Genomic DNA, 15,879 nt, shown 5'->3' on the forward strand with positions numbered 1-15,879 from the left:
TGGGACTTGTCATCGTGCGTGGCTGCGAAGTCGATCATGATCCATATCCCATGCTCGCCAGGGCGATCGCGCCCACCGCAATCGCCACGCCATACGGAATGCCGTCCATCCCCTGGCTTTGCCGTCGCAGGGGAAGTCCCCGCATCCGGCGCACCGCGAAACACACCGCCAGCAGCAGGAGTCCGCTGAAGCTGACCAGCACGAACAGCCGCCACGCGTCCGCCAGGGGGAACCATGCCGCGACGGCCGCGTAGAATTTCGCATCGCCTCCGCCGACCGCCTTCAGGGCGAATAGCGCCATGCCCACCGCCAGTGCGGCGAATGCGTGAAGCAAGTGATCGCCCGCCACCCAAGCTCCTTGCAGATAGGCGGTTGCAGCGATTGCGAGCAGGAAGGTGAGGAGGCAAAGCCAGTTCGGAATCCGGCGCGTGCTGACGTCGCTCCAGGACGCGAACGCGCCGCTCAGCAACAGGATAAGCTGAGGCAGGGAAAGAAGGGCGATCATCGCGCCCGCTCCATGAACCGGGTGGCTGGAAGGCGTGGTGTGGCGGCGCTGGCCAATGCGGTGCCGTCTGTACCGGCGGGGGTGGATCGGGCGATCGGAGCGGCCTGCGTCGGCGCGGTGATGATCTTGACCGTCAGACCGGGGTTGGCGCCGATGGGCCGGGATGGCGTTGCGACGTTGGCGACAAGCGCGGATCTGTAGAGCGGCGCGGCCTGCGCGGGTGCGGTGATGATCTTGACTTCCAGTCTGGAGATTCGCTCCAGTCGACCCGGGAGAGCCGGCGGCGCAGGAATCCTGTCGGCGGCGGCGCGCATCGCAGCCCTCTCTCGTGTCAGTTCCATCGCACGCTCCCGCGCTTCCCGCGTCTGAACGATGATCGCCAGGTTATTGGCATAGCGGGTATCGGCGGGATCGAGCGACGCGGCTTCGGACAGATAGCGTTCGGCAAGGTCCAGGCGCCCGATCCGTGCATAGCCGATGCCGAGCGCGTTGATCGCAGGTGCGACCGGCTCGCCGCGGCCAAGCGCGCGCTGCAATATCGCGATGGCCGCACCCGGCTGTCCGTCTGCCAGCAGCCGCCGTCCTTCCTGGGTGTCGGCATCTCCGGTGGGAAGGGGGGCGGTCACGATGGCGGGTGGCTTCGCAGCGGGCCGATGGCCGAAAAGGGGCAGCCGGATCAGCGAGCAGCCGCTCAGCGCGCCAGCCAGCGCCAGACCGGCGATGATTTTCGGAAGAGGAGCGTTACTATTCATCTGCTGCCCTGCATTGCTGGCAAGAGTTGACGGGCGATCTGCACGGAAGCCGGGAGCATCAGCACGCCGATCATGACCGGCAACATGCAGGTGACGAGCGGGATGGAGATCAGCACCGGGATTCGATGCGCTTTCTCCTCCGCCCGCATACGGCGTTTTTCGCGCATTTCGGCGGCATAGACCCGCAGTGTCGCGGCGATGCTGGAACCCAGCTTGTCGGACTGGATCAGCAGGGCGGCGAAGGAGCGGATTTCCTCCACGCCTGTCGCCTGGGCCATCCGGCGCAGCGCGGTTTCTCGCGAAGCACCGGCCCGCAATTGCATCGTCGCGGTCGTCAGCATCCGCGCGACCAGGGGCTGCGAGTTCACCATTTCCCGGCCGACCCGATCGATCGCGGCCTCCAGTCCCAGACCGGCTTCGACGCATACGAGCATCAGGTCCAGGCTGTCGGGAAACCCGTTTATGATCGCTTCGCGCCGCCGGTCGGCCTTTGCCCGTACCACCAGAGCGGGCAGATAAAGCCCGGCCACCGCAGCAATGGACCCGAACAGGTATAGCTTCGTGAAGGAAAGCGAGCTGCCGGCCATCAGGGTGATCATGACAAGCGCCGTCGGCAGCAGGATGACCAGTATGAGGCGAATGAGCGTGAAGAGACGGGGTGCGGCAGGAGATTCAAATCCGGCCGCCACCATTCGCTCGCGCAGCACGTCCGACTTGGTGTCGGCCAGGTTCAACCCGGCGCGCTCGATCCGGTCGATCATTCGGGTGAGGGCGTCGTTCTGGCGCCCCAGCAGCGTTGGCGCGCTGACCTGCCCGCCGCTGCCTATCGCGATGGACCGCAATTCACGGCGGACGCCGCTGCGCTGGGATTGGACCCGGATCGCGACCAGGCAAAGGCTGACCACGACCAGAAACAGCCCGCCCAGAATGGCGACGCGCAGGAAAGGGTTGGAGGCGATGAGGTCGATCATGCTACACCTTGAGGTCCGTTAGTCGGCGGATCGAAAACACCCCGATCGCATAGAGCCCGATCAGCATGGGGAAGCCGATGGTGAAGATCGGGTCCTGAGCGACATCCAGATAGAAGCCGGGGTTGTAGGTAAACAGTACGGTGAAGGCGAACACGGGAAGTACCGTCAGCATCCAGCCCGTCATGCGCCCTTCGGAACTCAGCGCACGGACCTTGAGGAACAGATTGGCCCTGTCGCGGATCACGCGCGCAAGATTTTCCAGGATTTCGGCCAAATTTCCGCCGGTTTCGGACTGGACCGCCACGCACACGACGAACATGCGGATATCTTCCAGATCCCATCGTTCGGCCATGCCGAACAGCGCGTCGTTTAATTCGGCGCCATAGGAGACTTCATCTGCGACCAGGCCGAATTCGCTGCCGATCGGGTCCTGCATTTCCTGGGTGATCAAATCTATGGCAGACGCGATCGGATGCCCTGCGCGCAGCGACCGGATGAAGATGTCGAGCGCATTGGGGAATTGATCCTGCATCCGCTTGCGCCGCCGCTGCGCGCGGTGGCTGATGACCATCAGCGGCAGGCCCGCGCCCATGATGACGGACATGATCGCGATCAGTTGCACCACGCCGATAGTCAGGCTGAAACGTCCGGCCACCAGCAGAAACATCAGGACGAACAACGTGATCGACGCAATTCCCGATCCGACGAGCAGGTTGCGCGCGCTCATCGAAATGCCGGACATCATCACCATGCGGATCAGGCCGACATGGCGCCGCTGCCACCAGGGTGCATCCGGCGCGACCGTGGGCGGCGCATTCTTGAGCAGCGCGGTGCGGACCGCGTCGCGATCCTGCCCCGTTCGCAGCATGGACATTCGCCGGTTCACCGTGCCCAGTTCGGCCCGCCGATTGAGGATGATGCTCATCACGAGTTGCGACAGCAGGAAGACGGTCGCGAAAACCGCGATCAGAATCGCCAGGCGGAGCAGGAGCGGGGTCATGGCATGTCGAACTGCGTCGTCGGGCGGAACACGGACGGATCGATTTCAATGCCGTGCGCCGCCAGGATGTTCATGAATTTGGGCCGGATGCCGGTCGCCTCGAAATGGCCGGCGACCCGACCGTCCGCATCGCGGCCGGCCATCTTGAAGCGGAAAATATCCTGCATGGTGATGACCTCGCCCTCCATCCCCGTCACTTCGGACAGGGAGAGTATCTTGCGGCGCCCGTCACTCAGGCGCCCTACTTGCAGCACGACGTTGATCGCGCTCGCGATCTGGCTGCGCGTGGATCGCGCGGAGATGTCGATGCCGCTCATGCCGACCATCTGCTCGATCCGCGACAGGGCATCGCGCGACGTGTTGGCGTGGACGGTGGTCATCGACCCGTCATGGCCGGTGTTCATCGCCTGCAGCATGTCGAATGCCTCGCCCGACCGGCACTCGCCCAGGATTATCCGGTCCGGCCGCATCCGCAATGCGTTCTTGACGAGATCGCGCTGGGTCACTTCACCGCGGCCCTCGATATTGGGCGGGCGGGTTTCCAGGCGCGCGACATGATCCTGCTGCAACTGCAACTCGGCCGAATCCTCGATCGTCACGATCCGCTCGCGTTCGTCGATATGGGATGACAGCGCGTTCAGCATGGTGGTCTTGCCCGAACCGGTGCCGCCCGAGATGATGATGTTGAGCCGCGCGGCGACGATCGCCTTCAGCACGGTCGCCATGGACGCGGGAATGCTGCCCAACTCGATCATCCGTTCCATGCTGATCGGCTTTTTGGAAAATTTGCGGATCGACAGCAGCGATCCGTCGATTGCCAGTGGCGCCACGATCGCGTTCACGCGCGATCCGTCGGCCAGCCGGGCGTCCACGAACGGAGAGGATTCGTCGATACGCCGACCTACTGCGGTGACGATCTTCTGGATGATGCGCAGCAGGTGGCGCTCATCCTGGAACCGGGTGGCGGTGCGCTCCAACAGGCCATAACGCTCGACGAACACGGATTCGCAGCCATTGACCAATATGTCGGTGATCGTCTCGTCCTTCAGCAACGGCTCGAGCGGCCCGAGGCCGAGCAGTTCGTCGAGCACGTCGTTGCACAGCAGCGCCCGCTCGTTGCGATTGAGGACTTCGCCTTCTGCTTGCAGCAGTTCGGCCACGATTTCCGACACGTCCTTGACGATCTGCTCGCGCGACATCTTGTCGAGCAGGGCCAGGTTGATCCGGTCAAGCAGCAGCCGGTGAATCTTCACCTTGAGCGCGATCATCCGGTCGGAGAAGGAAGGCTCCGCCGGTACGGCGGCGAGCGCGGCGGCCGGCGGCGGTCCGTCGACCTCGACCGGCTCCGGCGTGATGAGCTGCTCGCTCTTGCGGACATTCCACATGGTCAGCCTCCCCGATTGAGCGGACCGCTGCGTAGCAGAGCGGCAAGTTTGGTGATGTCGGTGGCGAAACGGCTTTTCGGACGAACGGCGTTGACCAGCTGGCCCTGATTCTGCGCGGCGCTCACAAGCGGCTCTTCCAGCGCCAGCGACGCCAGGACGGGGTGCGACAATGTCCGCGCGACATCGCTCAGGTCGATGGTGCTGAACAGTCGCCTCTCAACCCGGTTCGCGACGATGTGGACCGCGCTATCCTCGATCCCGACCGACCGGAACAGGTCCAGCCGGCGCTTGGCCTGCCGCAGGCTCGGCAGGGAGAGTTCGACCACCATCAGGATAGCATCCGATTCCGCGGCGGCCGACAGCGTCCAGCTCGTCCAGTCCGCCGGTAGATCAAGCACCACCATCCCATATTGCTGGCGGAAAAGCTGGATCACCTTGAGCAGCTGGTCGGTGTCGATCTGCTCCAGCGGCATGATCGTGTCGGGCGCGGCGACCACCGACAGCTGTTCCCCTGCGCCGATCACCACGGACTTCAACAGCTCTTCGTCGAGCCGCCCGTGCGCCTCCAGCAGGTCGTTGAGCCGGCCATTGGGTGCAAGGCCGAGATAGTCGGTGACAGTGCCGAACTGGACATCCAGATCCGCCACCAGCGCGCCCTTGCCGCTCGTGTCGCTGGCCGCCAGCGCACCTGCCAGATGCGTGGCGACGGTGGTCGCGCCGCATCCGCCGACCGATCGCACCACCGACAGCAGCGGCGCGAGCGTCGTTGGCGGGCGCGTGTCGCCATCGCGCCGCGCCATGGCGTCCAGCGTCGCCTGCAAAACTTCCTGCGGATCGAACGGCAGCGACACGACGTCGGCCACACCTTCGCGCACGATGGTGCGAATGAGCGAGACGGTGGCGTCGCGGACCGCGGCGATCACGATCAGGCCCGGCCGTTCTTCGGCCACGCGCGTCAGCCGCTGCATCGATGCGCTGCTGCCCGGATCGACCTCCAGTACCAGCAGCCGTGCCCGGCCGAGTTGCGCCCCGCCCAGCGGCTCGTCGCTGTCCAGGGGCAGGGCCATCACCCCCGACAGGCCGCCATCCTCGATCACGGCCGTGAGCGGCGCGATCTCGCGGGGCGACGCCACGATCAGGACTCGCGGTCCTTCGCCGGGCGCGGCGTGCTTCATCTGGTCAGCGGGAAAGTCGGGCGCACCCATATACCCTCTCCATCCTTGCCATCAATTGCCCGCCGCCGAAGCGGCGACCGTTGCGACATTGGATATCTTGGCGTTGGCGGGCCGCTTCACCTTGTCGGTGCGATAGCGGGTGATCGCCTGCTCGGCATGTTCGCCGCTGGTTTCGGGCAGGGGCGTGTCATAGACCGGCAGAGGATTGACCACCTGCGCGGCCATGGTCTGGCGGTTCGCCTCCCCGAAATTGGTCGGTCCTCCCATGTAGGGAACACCGCCATGCGGTTCCGCGCAGGCCGACAGCGCGCAGGCTGATCCGATCATGAGCAACAGGCGGGGGCGGTCAATAGGCATAGCCGTCTTCCTTGGGCTTGGCGGGCTTGGTCGCCGCTGCGGTGCCGGGGTCGGGTGTGAAGCCTGACGTGGGCGCCGGATCGACGGCTTCGGTCGGTGCGCCGTTGGGCACCACCGGCAGTGGGCGATAGGGCTGGCCGAAGAGGAACGCGTCCGATTCGCGCGGGTCGGGGACGCGATCGGTAGGCAGACGCACCTGGTCGGGCCGGATGGGCTGGACCAGATGCGGCGTCACCACGATCAGCAGTTCGGTTTCGCCCTTCTGATAATTGGTGGAGCGAAACAGCGCGCCGATCACCGGCAAAGCGCCCAGCAGCGGAAGCTGGCGGATCGCCGTCTGGTAATCGTTGCGCAGCAGACCGGCGATCGCGAAGCTCTCGCCGTCCCGCATCTCCAGCGTCGTGCTGGCGCGCCGGGTGCGCAGGCCCGGAATGCTGATATTGCCGACATCCAGCGATACGGTCGGATCGATCTCGCTCACCTCCGGCTCGACGATGATGCTGATCGTCCGGTCGCTCAGCACGGTCGGGGTAAAGCCCAGGCTGACGCCGAAAGGCTTGAACTCGACCGAGATCGCGGCGTCTCCACCCGTTCCGTTCTGCGCGACCGGCACCGGGAATTCTCCCCCGGCCAGGAAGGACGCGCGTTCGCCGGAAAGCGCGACGAGCGTCGGCTGGGCCAGCGTCTTCGACAGGCCGCGCTTTTCCAGCGCGTTCAATATGCCGTCGATCCTGACCCCGCCCAGGCTGAACACCGACCGGAAAATGCCGAACGTGTCGGTGATCGACCGCAGTTGCAGCGATCCTTCGCCCATGACCGCATTAGGCACCATCTGCGCGCCGCTGCCGGTGACGGCGTTGAAATTGTTGCCGCCGGACTGGAGGAAGCTGTTCAGGCCGATCTCCTTCCCGGCCGACCTTTGCACTTCGGCAAAGCGCACCTCCAGCATCACCTGCTGGCTGGAACCCATGGAGATCATGTTGATCACCTTGTCGCCGGCATAGGATTGCGCCAGCTGCACCGCGCGCGCCGATGACGCCGCGCTGTTGACGATGCCGGTCAGGACGATCGAGTCGTTGGAAATGCGCGCATTGATCTGGTCGCCGGGGATCAGCTCCCGCATCTGGCGCGTCAGCGCCTCGATATCCGGTCCGATGGCGACGTCCATGATCGACATCACCCGCCCGCCCGAGTCATAGAGCGTCAGGCTGGTGGTCCCCATCTTCTTGCCCAGCACATAGATGGAGCGGTCGGTCAGCGGCAGCACGTCGGCAATGTCGGCATTGCCAACCATCGCCTTTGCGATCGGACGGTCGGCGCTGACCACCTGGCTCTTGTTGACCGGAATGTCGAGCGTTCCGGCATGGAGCGCCGCCGGCATCACGGTTTCGGCCTGGGTTGCAAGCGGAATGCCCGGCGCTGTGAGGGCGAGCGCCAGCGCGGCGGCGCGGGGCAGGTTAGTAACCATGTTGCACCTCGTAATCGCTGGGGTTGCTGCCGCGAACGACCGTCATCGTCGGCCCGGCGCGGCGTGGCGCGGGCGCCGGGCGCTGCGCCATCTGGCGGAACAGGGCAGGCATGGCCGATGCTGCGGGCGGCGTGGCGCCTCCGGTGCGGCGGGGCATGTAGATGTTGGTGGTCGACAGGTGCCGCGGCAGCACCGTCGGCATCGCCGTCTGCTGTGCGTCGGCGACGTTGCGCAGCGCCAGGCTGAGCTGGCCGAGCTGGATCGACAGCGCCAGCTTCTGCGCCTGCCGCGCATCGACCTGAAGGGTCGCGCTCTTGGCGATTGCCGCCTTGGTCTGGCTGGAATCGGCGACCTGGTCGATCCCCAGCACCGGCACCGCCTCGACCACGACATCGGTCATCTTGTCGTTGGCGCCCGCGCCGTCACCGGGTATGGGGCGCGTCAGCAGCACATCGACCACATCGCCGGGGCGGACGAAGCCGCCGACGCCCGATACGTCGTTGATGGGGATGGCGTAGGCCAGCTTGCCGACCGGGACCGTGGTCGACAGCGTGGCGCGACCGTCGCTGCCCGAAATCTTCGATGCGAGCAAAGGCTCGCCGGCCACGACCGGACGCAGCGCGACGCGCTTCGTCTTGGTCAACTGCTCGATGTCGGTAAAGGCGCCGGTCGGCACCGATTGCGCGGGCCAGTTCACCATCCGCACATTCTGCGGCCCCAGCTGGGCTCCGAACGGCAAATCCTGGCTGGCGACTACAAGGCGGACAAGTCTTTGCGCCTCGGCGGACTTTTCCTGCTGCTTTTCATAGCCGGAAAAATAAGCATTGCCCAGAATGACCGCTCCAAGTCCGAAGGAAACGGCCACGGCGACTACGATGATATTGCGCCCCTGCATGGCACCCCCCACGCGAAAGCTTGAAAATACTGGCCGGAACCTTGATCCCGGCCAGCGAATATTGGCTAGACCAGGTTCAGCAGGTCTGACCCTTGCTGCTGATGCAGGTTCCCGAAGCGTTCAACGAGTTCGAGATGGTGGTGCCCAGCGCCAAGGAAGCAGCGGCGATGCCCGAGCCGACAATGGCGAGGATCAGGGCATATTCGGCGGCCGAAGCGCCGGCATCGTCACGAACGAAGTCACGGATGAACTTGATCATCTATCATACTCCCAAAAATACAGTCAGTCATCTTTGCGATGCCTGAATTGCTGCAATGCATCATAGATGGGAGACCCGGTATGGAAATGCAGGCACCCACCCCCCTAACCGCCATCATCTCACTATTTGCACATGTCTGCATGAAGATTTGAACATGCAAACGGAGATAGTAAGCGGTACTGAGCCATCCGGCCAAGTTGTCTAGAAATCCGCCTCTCCGGTCGATTCGTCAACTAACCCTTAAACGTTACCCAAAATTGCCATAAATCTTTTCGATTCTTCTCAACGCACTGAGAAACGACAAAATAGGCGGTGGCTCTCCGCTATCATGTCTCAATTAGGGACATGGAGCCGAAGGGGCAGTATTGCGTGAGGCAAAAGCCGGTGATGCGGAGGGTGTAGACTTGAGGCGAAATGAATATTTGCTTTTTTAATTGAAAATAGGAGTGAATCGCATTTAAGGAAGTGGAGGAAGGTTAAGGCGCACCTCGGCCGCCATATTGCGCCGAAGCGGCCGGTGGATGCCGGTCCGGTCCGCCATCCACCGACAGCCGTCAGACTGTCTATTTCGCTGTCGGATTGACCGGAGCGCCCGATATGCGCACCTCCCGACCCCTCAGCGTCACTCCACCATGATCTGCGGCTGGGGCAGCACCACGCCGACCGATTTGGCATAGGCGTCCCATGCCTGTTCGAGGGCAGCCCTGCGTGCTGGCTCCCGGTGCGACAGGTCGGTCGTCTCGCCGGGGTCCTGCGCAATGTTGAACAATCGCCAACTGCCGTCGCCCGGATCGGTGATCTTCCAGTCGCCCTGCCGCAGCGCGCGCGAACCGAACAATTCGGTGCCGATGCTCTCGTCCGCGGCGTGAACGGCGTCGGCCTTGCCCGACAGCCAGGGTACCCAGCTCGTGCCGAGCCGAGGCTGGACGGCGCGGCCCTGGAACTCGCCCTTGGGGGCAGCGACGCCCGCGAGGTCGAGCAGCGTCGGGGTCACGTCCATAACGTTCAGATAGGGGTGCGCCACGGACCCCGGCCGGCTGACCACGGGGCCGCTCAGAAAGGCTGTCGTGCGCGTGCCGCCCTCGGTGGCGAAGGCCTTGTAGAGCCACGAGGGGGTGGTCGCCGCCTGCGCCCAGCCGGGTCCATAGCTGACATAGCTCGATGCCTTGCCCAGATTGTCGAGGCTATTGTCGGCCTTCGCCGCGTGCGTCCGGAACCGCGGATTTTTCGCATGGACCAGATCCATGCCTTCCGCGCCATTGTCCGCCAGGAACAGGATGATCGTATTGTCATACTCGCCGCTGGCCTTCAGCGCATCGATGACCCTGCCCACATTCTGGTCCATCCGGTCGACCATCGCCGCATAGACTTCCATGGAGCGGGACGCCGTCTGCCGTTCCTGCGCCGACAGTTCCTTCCAGGCGCGCGCATTGTCGAGCGAATGCCGCGCTGCGCTGGCCGGCACCAGACCGAGCGCCACCTGACGGGTCAGGCGCTCTGCGCGCAGCGCCTCATAGCCCGCATCATAGCGGCCGCGATATTTGGCCACTGTTTCGGGCGGAGCCTGCAATGGCCAGTGCGGCGCGGTGAAGGCCAGATAGGCGAAGAACGGCCGATCGTCACGCGTCGCCCGGAGCTGCTCGATCAGCTTCGTGGCGAAACCGTCGGATGAATAAAAGCCATCGGGCAATGCCGCCAATGTCTTGCCATCCTCCCGGTAGGTCGCGCCGGCCTTGGGATCGGTCGAAATGTCTGTACCGAAATGATTGCCCGCGCCTTGCAGCAGCGCGAAACTGTGTTGGAAGCCGCGCGCATGGGGGTCTTGCTCGGGCGTCAGGCCCAGATGCCATTTGCCGGAAAAGAGCGTGCGATAGCCGCCCGCGGACAGGATTTCGGGCAGGGCGGCGATGTCGGGGCGCAGATAGCCTTCATGCCCCGGCTTGCCGAGTTGATTGGGCGCCTGCATCTCCGCCATGGTGCCAAGGCCGGCGCGGTGATTGTCGGTGCCCGACAGCAGCATGGATCGGGTCGGGGAGCAGGTGGGCGCGGTGTGGAAGCCGGTGAAGCGGATGCCGCGCGTCGCGAGCTTGTCCAGATTGGGCGTCGAGATTTCGCCGCCGAACGCGCCCAGGTCGGAATAGCCGAGATCGTCGGCGACGATGACGAGGATGTTGGGACGCTTTTCCTGCGCCGCGGCGGGAGCGACGATCGCGCTGGTCAGGGCGAGGCTGGCAAACAAGGTACGGAATTTCATGAGGGTTGTCCCCTGAGAAAAGGGGGCCGCACCCGATCGGGGGTGCGGCCCAGACATGCCGAAGGTCAGGAATGCGAGGGGTCAGGCTGCTTCGGCAAGCTGCTGTGGTTCCTTCTTGAGGTTGCGGCTTTCGCGCCCGTCGATCGACACGGGAACGGTGCCGGCGATGGTGGCGCGCCGAAGCTGCCGGTGCTGCACGCCGAAGTCGGCGATGGCGCGATGCTGGGTGGCGCGATTGTCCCAGATGGCGACGTCGCCCGGCTGCCAGCGCCAGCGCACCGTATTTTCCGGCTTGATGACATGCTCCTGGAAGATGGCGAACAGGCGCTGGCTGTCCGCCTGGCTGAGGCCCGTGAACTGCTTGAAGAAATGTCCGAGCAGCAGGGAGCGCTCGCCGGTTTCGGGATGGACGCGAACCAGCGGATGCTCGGTTTCGTAGACGGTCGAGGCAAAGACTTCGCGGTGGCGCCGGATCGCCTCGTCATTGGCGTCGGTGTGGATGGTCGCATAGTCGTAAAGGTTGGTATGCACCGCCCAGAGCGTGTCCGCGAGCTGGCGCAACTGCTCGGGCAGTTCCTCATAGGCCGTCACCGTATTCGCCCAGAGCGTGTCGCCGCCCGCTTGCGGAATGACCAGCGCGCGCAGGATCGAGGCTTCGGGATAGGCGGGCACGAAGGTCACGTCCGTATGCCAGCTCGATGCCGCGCGGCCTTCCTTCGAATCCAGCTCCAGCAGATATTTGGAACCGGGAACCACAGGAACAGTAGGATGGGCGATAGGCTTGCCGAAGCGTTCGGCAAAGGCTTCCTGCGCGGCATCGTCCAGCTGGTGCTGGTCGCGGAAGAAGATCACCTTGTGTCGCAGCAGCGCGTCGCGGATCGCCGCCAACGTGGCGTCGTCCAGGTCTCCGCCAAGGGCGATGCCCCGGATTTCAGCGCCGATCCGGCCGGCCACGGGTACGATGTCGAGTGGACCGTCGGCGTCGGCAGCGTTGATGAAGCTCTGGGTGAGAATGGTCATGACAGTCTCCTTTCAGGGGTGGGTAGGGTCAGGCGGGGATCACGTCCGCCCGGTCGAGGGCGCGGCGGATTTCGGCATGGGCGGCTTCGTCGAGGGGGAAGCGCCAGATGATGGCGGTGGCCAGGATGTGGGCCAGGGCGGGGCCGATCGCGAATAGATATTTGAGCGATTCCAGGGCTTCGGGGGCGTTGCCGGGACCAGCCCTGAAGCCTGCCCAGGCGATCAGCGGCAGGGCGACGCCGATGCCGATCGCCGGTCCCAGCTTGGCCGACAGCGCAAAGACCGAGAAGAAGAGGCCGGTGCGATCATGGCCGGTGCGCAGGCGGTGGGCGTCGGCGACGTCCGCCACCATGGCGCGCAGCATCAGGTTGCCCGATCCCTGGGTCAGCCCCTGGGCGATGGTGAGGGCGACAAGCAGCGGCAGGGCGCCGGGGACGACGAGGAGCAGCGCGAGGTTGATCGCCGCCTGCGCCAGTTCGCCGGCTATCGCGGCCTCGCGCTTGCCGATCCGGGTACCGATCCGTTGCCAGATCGGCGCGGCGGCGACGCCGAAGATGAATTGCAGCAGATAGAGGCCGCTCGCCCAGGCCGGCAGGCCCATATACCAGACCGCGAAGAAGACGATCAGCCCGGCGCGGATCGACTGGCCCGTCGTCACGACCGCGTCGGCTGCAAGCACGCGCAGCAACAGCTTGTCGGAAAAGATCACCCCGATGGCGCGGCCGAAACCCTGGCGAACCGGTGGCGCGGCTGGCACGGTTGGTTCCGGCACCGACAGCAGGCTCAGCAGCAGGGCCGGGACGAGCGTGACCAGGATGAAGCCGCCGACCAGCTTCAATTTGAGCAGGCCATTGGCCGGCTCGAACTGTTCGAGGATGGTCGGCAGCACCAGCACCGCCAGCAGCCCTATCGAACGCAGCAGCGCCTGGTAGCTCACGACCCGGGTGCGACCGTGATAGCGGCGCGACAATTCCCCGGCCCATGCGGAAGAGGGGATCTCCAGCATCGACCAGCCCAGATAGAAAACGAACAGCACGGCGGCGAGATAGGCGGGCGTCACCAGCGCGGCCGGCGGGAAGAAGAGCAGCGCGGAGGACAGGCCGAACAGCAAGCCCCCTGCCGCGATCCAGGGACGGCGGCGGCCGAAGCGACTGCGGGTGCGGTCGCTCAGAACGCCGACGAGCGGGTCAGCGGCGACGTCCCAGAAACGGCCCAGGAAGAAGATGAGGCCGATGGTCGCCAGCGACAGACCGAATTCGGTCGCATAGAGTTGCGGCACGAACAGCGCGAGCGGAAGGCCCGCGCCTGCGATCGGTACCGCGATCGATGCGAAGCCGGCCAGCCGTAGCGGCGTGAGGCGACGCGCCTCCGCGTCGGGCGGACTGGACAGGCGGCCGGGCGGATACAGGTCCGTGTAAGGGAGCGTGGCCATGATACGTCTCCTTTCGGCTGGGGCTAGAATCGGGTACGGAGCGTGGCGCCGACGGTGCGGGGGTCGCCGAGTGTGGCTGTCACGAGGCCGGTGTTGGCGACCGAGAGCGTGTCCACATAATTTTTGTCGAACAGGTTTTTGGCCCAGATCGACAGGTCCAGGGCGCCGTCCTCCAGCCGCACGCCGATGCGGGCGTTGGCGACGCCATAGCTGGGTACCAGCGAATAGCGGCTGTCCGATACGGCCGTGTAGTAGGAGGAGCGCCAGCTATAGTCCGCGCGGCCATAGAGATCGGCGTCGCCCAGCACGGTCGTGCCCAGCGGCACCGAAAAATCGCCGCCTGCGCTCCACGACCAGCTCGGAACGCCGGAGAGCGGCCTTCCGCTCAGGTCCGTGATCGCCGAACCTCCGGTGGTCGGATTGAGCGATTCCACCGGCGTGGGGCCATTTTTGAACGACACATAATAGGCGTCGGTATAGGCGAGCGAGGCATTGAGGTTCAGACGCTTCGACAGCGCCAGCACGCTATCAAGTTCGAAGCCGCGCGCCCGCGCCTGGGGGATGTTGGTAATATAGTTGCGGGTGCTGTTGGTGCCGACGATCTGCTCGACGATGGCCGTCTGATAGTCGAAAATGTCCGTCCAGAAGGCCGCGGCATTGACGGTCAGCTTGCCGTCCCACCACTGGCTCTTTAGACCGGCTTCATAATTGTCGACCTTTTCCGGGCCGACATCGGCGCTGACGCCAGCCGGGATATTGGTCAGGTTGAGACCGCCGGATTTGTTGCCCCTGGCATAGGTCGCATAGACCAATATGTCCGGCGTAACCTTGTAGGACAGGGTGGCGAGGCCCGACAGGCTGTCGTCCGTGAAGCCGGTCGAGTAGCTGGCGACGGGGTTCAGGCTGTTACGCAGAGTGATGGCGGCAGCACGCTGCGCTGCGGTCAGCGCGGACAGATCATTCCCTTCCGCCCACCATTGGTCGAAGCTGCCCTGCTTCTTTTCGTGCGTGTACCGCAATCCCAGCGTCAGCGACAGGCTGTCAGGGATGAGGTCGTAGCTTGCCTGGCCGAACAGGGCGTAGCTTTTCGTTTCCGGGTCGGACGTGGATCGCGCGACAAAACCGTTGACCGCCGCCTGCCGCACTGTCGGGTCGGCGTTGGGGAAGAGCCAGAGCGGCGCGTCGACGCCATAGCCGGAGGCGCCCGATCCGTTGATGATCTGCCAGAAATAATAGGCGCCGACCATATAGCTCAGGCGGCCTTCACCATTGGAACCGAGGCGGAATTCCTGGCTGAACTGGCGCTGGCGATTTTCCTGATGGCTAAGCGTGTTGACCGAGAGCGAGGTAGAGTCGCCGTCGTTGCGCGGATACCAGTTCCACTTGCGATAGGCGGTGATGGAACTGAGCGTGACCGGCCCGAGATCCCAGTCGGCCTTCCCCGATACCCCCCATTGGTTCATGAATGCCTGGAACCGGGCGTCGACGTCGACCTTCCGCGCGAAGGGATCGACCGGCAGAGGCGTGTATCCCGCCCGGGCTGTGCGCTGGAGGAAATTGTTGGCGATGGCCGTGCCATCGTCATAGCTGGTGAAGACCGCGTAGGGTGATCGGGTGCAGCAGTTCAGTGTCTGCTTGCCATAATCGGCGATGAGGCGGAGAGAGAAGCTGTCCGATGGCTTCAGCAGCAACTGCCCGCGCGCCGTGAAATTGTCATAGTCATGGACTTTCCGGCCATCATGGACGTTACGGATGAAGCCGTCACGATGGGTGTCGGCCAGGCTGATGCGCAGCGCCGCCCAGTCGGTCAGCGGACCGGTCACGGAGCCGCGCACCTGGTGGAAGCCAAACTCGCCGAGTGTCGCTTCGGCCTGTCCGCCGAAGCTGAATTCCGGTTGTCGGGTGGTGATGTTGATCGCGCCTGCGGTCGTGTTCTTCCCGAACAAAGTGCCCTGCGGCCCGCGCAGCACTTCGATGCGGTCCAGATCGACCAGGTCGAACTGGCTGGCGCCGACGCGGCCATAGTAGACGTCGTCGATATAGACGCCGACCCCATTTTCCAGCCCGTCGTTGGTCAGCGCCACGTTCGAGCCGAGCCCGCGGATATTGATGTTGGTGTTGCGCGGATTGAAGCTGAAGAGCTGGAGGCTGGGCGCGACCTGTTGCACCGCCGACAAAGTATAGTCGCCGCGCTGTTCGAGCAGGGCGCCGCCGACCACGGCAAGCGCGACGGGGACATCCTGTGCATTTTCGGCACGACGGCGTGCGGTGACGACGATCGGACTGCCGGCATCGCCCTCGTCGAGGGCGGCGTCGACCGGTTGGGGAAGCGGCTGTTCCTGAGCCTGCGCCATGCAGGCGGCGCCGGAAACCCCGAGCAGGAGGAGGAAGCGCACAGAAAGTCGG

14 protein-coding genes are annotated in these 15,879 nt (G+C 64.7%); all 14 read right to left on the reverse strand.

All coding sequences use genetic code 11. The features are described from left to right. Positions 1-34 precede the first annotated feature (34 nt). The 14 genes from K3M67_RS16165 to K3M67_RS16230 all read right to left on the reverse strand — a co-directional run bounded on the left by K3M67_RS16165 (position 35) and on the right by K3M67_RS16230 (position 15,827). Entirely contained in the window at positions 35-505 is a 471-nt protein-coding gene (locus K3M67_RS16165; protein ID WP_066858877.1) for an A24 family peptidase, read from the reverse strand. After that, on the reverse strand, positions 502-1,257 hold the full coding sequence (locus tag K3M67_RS16170; protein ID WP_285833415.1) for a hypothetical protein: 756 nt from the start codon (positions 1,255-1,257) through the stop codon (positions 502-504). The genes K3M67_RS16165 and K3M67_RS16170 overlap by 4 nt, the downstream gene beginning before the upstream one ends. Beyond that, positions 1,254-2,228 (reverse strand): type II secretion system F family protein, encoded by a 975-nt coding sequence (locus K3M67_RS16175; RefSeq protein ID WP_285833416.1) that lies wholly within the window; start codon positions 2,226-2,228, stop codon positions 1,254-1,256. The genes K3M67_RS16170 and K3M67_RS16175 overlap by 4 nt, the downstream gene beginning before the upstream one ends. A gap of 1 nt (position 2,229) precedes the next feature. Further along, complete coding sequence (locus tag K3M67_RS16180; RefSeq protein WP_066858880.1) at positions 2,230-3,228, reverse strand: type II secretion system F family protein; 999 nt, start codon at positions 3,226-3,228, stop codon at positions 2,230-2,232. Further along, entirely contained in the window at positions 3,225-4,613 is a 1,389-nt protein-coding gene (locus K3M67_RS16185; RefSeq protein WP_066858881.1) for a TadA family conjugal transfer-associated ATPase, read from the reverse strand. The genes K3M67_RS16180 and K3M67_RS16185 overlap by 4 nt, the downstream gene beginning before the upstream one ends. Before the next feature lie 2 nt (positions 4,614-4,615). Next, a complete protein-coding gene (locus tag K3M67_RS16190) occupies positions 4,616-5,818 on the reverse strand; it encodes a CpaE/TadZ family protein (protein ID WP_285833417.1) in 1,203 nt (400 codons plus the stop codon). 21 nt (positions 5,819-5,839) lie between these two features. Next, positions 5,840-6,145 (reverse strand): hypothetical protein, encoded by a 306-nt coding sequence (locus tag K3M67_RS16195; RefSeq protein WP_285833418.1) that lies wholly within the window; start codon positions 6,143-6,145, stop codon positions 5,840-5,842. Continuing rightward, the gene (locus tag K3M67_RS16200; RefSeq protein WP_285833419.1) at positions 6,135-7,613 is read right to left on the reverse strand and encodes a type II and III secretion system protein family protein; all 1,479 of its coding nucleotides are present in this window, start codon (positions 7,611-7,613) and stop codon (positions 6,135-6,137) included. Before K3M67_RS16200 ends, K3M67_RS16195 begins: the two co-directional genes overlap by 11 nt. Next, positions 7,603-8,508 (reverse strand): Flp pilus assembly protein CpaB, encoded by a 906-nt coding sequence (gene cpaB, locus K3M67_RS16205; RefSeq protein WP_285833420.1) that lies wholly within the window; start codon positions 8,506-8,508, stop codon positions 7,603-7,605. The genes K3M67_RS16200 and cpaB overlap by 11 nt, the downstream gene beginning before the upstream one ends. Before the next feature lie 76 nt (positions 8,509-8,584). Then, a complete protein-coding gene (locus tag K3M67_RS16210; RefSeq protein WP_285833421.1) occupies positions 8,585-8,767 on the reverse strand; it encodes a Flp family type IVb pilin in 183 nt (60 codons plus the stop codon). Between the two features lie 622 nt (positions 8,768-9,389). Continuing rightward, the gene (locus tag K3M67_RS16215; RefSeq protein WP_285833422.1) at positions 9,390-11,021 is read right to left on the reverse strand and encodes an arylsulfatase; all 1,632 of its coding nucleotides are present in this window, start codon (positions 11,019-11,021) and stop codon (positions 9,390-9,392) included. 81 nt (positions 11,022-11,102) lie between these two features. Beyond that, positions 11,103-12,041: a TauD/TfdA dioxygenase family protein gene (locus tag K3M67_RS16220; RefSeq protein ID WP_285833423.1), complete on the reverse strand. Its 939-nt coding sequence runs from the start codon at positions 12,039-12,041 to the stop codon at positions 11,103-11,105. Positions 12,042-12,069: 28 nt separating this feature from the next. After that, positions 12,070-13,473: an MFS transporter gene (locus K3M67_RS16225; protein WP_285833424.1), complete on the reverse strand. Its 1,404-nt coding sequence runs from the start codon at positions 13,471-13,473 to the stop codon at positions 12,070-12,072. Positions 13,474-13,496: 23 nt separating this feature from the next. After that, positions 13,497-15,827, reverse strand: coding sequence for a TonB-dependent receptor (locus tag K3M67_RS16230; RefSeq protein ID WP_285833425.1), 2,331 nt, complete (start codon positions 15,825-15,827; stop codon positions 13,497-13,499). Positions 15,828-15,879 lie beyond the last annotated feature (52 nt).

It is taken from the genome of Sphingobium sp. V4, from assembly GCF_029590555.1.
Classification (GTDB): domain Bacteria; phylum Pseudomonadota; class Alphaproteobacteria; order Sphingomonadales; family Sphingomonadaceae; genus Sphingobium.

Coding starts and splice junctions, on each gene's coding strand:
- K3M67_RS16190 (WP_285833417.1), bottom strand. CDS start 5,818: ATGGGTGCGCCCGACTTTCCCGCTGACCAGATGAAGCACGCCGCGCCC.
- K3M67_RS16185 (WP_066858881.1), bottom strand. CDS start 4,613: ATGTGGAATGTCCGCAAGAGCGAGCAGCTCATCACGCCGGAGCCGGTC.
- K3M67_RS16225 (WP_285833424.1), bottom strand. CDS start 13,473: ATGGCCACGCTCCCTTACACGGACCTGTATCCGCCCGGCCGCCTGTCC.
- K3M67_RS16175 (WP_285833416.1), bottom strand. CDS start 2,228: ATGATCGACCTCATCGCCTCCAACCCTTTCCTGCGCGTCGCCATTCTG.
- cpaB (WP_285833420.1), bottom strand. CDS start 8,508: ATGCAGGGGCGCAATATCATCGTAGTCGCCGTGGCCGTTTCCTTCGGA.
- K3M67_RS16210 (WP_285833421.1), bottom strand. CDS start 8,767: ATGATCAAGTTCATCCGTGACTTCGTTCGTGACGATGCCGGCGCTTCG.
- K3M67_RS16215 (WP_285833422.1), bottom strand. CDS start 11,021: ATGAAATTCCGTACCTTGTTTGCCAGCCTCGCCCTGACCAGCGCGATC.
- K3M67_RS16165 (WP_066858877.1), bottom strand. CDS start 505: ATGATCGCCCTTCTTTCCCTGCCTCAGCTTATCCTGTTGCTGAGCGGC.
- K3M67_RS16170 (WP_285833415.1), bottom strand. CDS start 1,257: ATGAATAGTAACGCTCCTCTTCCGAAAATCATCGCCGGTCTGGCGCTG.
- K3M67_RS16220 (WP_285833423.1), bottom strand. CDS start 12,041: ATGACCATTCTCACCCAGAGCTTCATCAACGCTGCCGACGCCGACGGT.
- K3M67_RS16230 (WP_285833425.1), bottom strand. CDS start 15,827: ATGGCGCAGGCTCAGGAACAGCCGCTTCCCCAACCGGTCGACGCCGCC.
- K3M67_RS16200 (WP_285833419.1), bottom strand. CDS start 7,613: ATGGTTACTAACCTGCCCCGCGCCGCCGCGCTGGCGCTCGCCCTCACA.
- K3M67_RS16195 (WP_285833418.1), bottom strand. CDS start 6,145: ATGCCTATTGACCGCCCCCGCCTGTTGCTCATGATCGGATCAGCCTGC.
- K3M67_RS16180 (WP_066858880.1), bottom strand. CDS start 3,228: ATGACCCCGCTCCTGCTCCGCCTGGCGATTCTGATCGCGGTTTTCGCG.